Raw genomic sequence first — 614 nt, forward strand, 5'->3', positions numbered from 1 at the left:
CCGGCGCGCTCGCGGTACAGCGACGCCGCGTCGCGGAACGCGGCCAGCGCGTACGCCGGCACCTCCATCCCCTTCTGCTGCGCCCACAGCAGCTGCGACTCCAGGCGGGTGATGTCGCGCACGTTGCGCTCGATGTCCGCCTCCAGGCCCAGCTCCACGACGACGCCGCCGAACCCGGCGCGCTGCTCGCGGGTGCCGGCGCCCACGAGGGAGAACGTGCGCGAGCGCAGCAGGCGCGCCAGGTGCAGCTGCCACGGCGACAGGGCGCCGGAGCGCACCAGGTGCTCCGCGCTGAGCTTGTAGAACGCGAAGTGGCCGGGTTCCTGCACCTTGATGGCGTCCACGACGGTGCGCCGCACGGCGTGCTCGCCCATCTCGCCCAGGCCCTCGCTCATGGCGCGGTAGGCGAGCATCGCGGACTTCTCGGTCGCCGCGCCGGTCAGGTAGTACATGAGCCGGATGACCTCGTGCACGACGGGCAGGTGCGCCAGCGCGCCCAGCACCCTCACCCGCGGGGCGACGTCGCCGGTGTTGGCCTCGGTGGGCGGCATCCCCAGGCGCTGGGAGAGGGTGTCCAGCACGACGCCGTGGTGCTCCTCCTGCGGGCCCCACAC

The 614-nt window shown here is 73.6% G+C and carries 1 protein-coding gene; it reads right to left on the minus strand.

Translation table 11 applies throughout. The features are described from left to right. The coding region (locus ACRYR7_RS25605) for a GTP-binding protein LepA (RefSeq protein ID WP_432575209.1) at positions 1-614 on the minus strand (614 nt) is incomplete at both ends.

It is taken from the genome of Kineococcus gurbantunggutensis (assembly GCF_050871925.1).
GTDB lineage: Bacteria > Actinomycetota > Actinomycetes > Actinomycetales > Kineococcaceae > Kineococcus.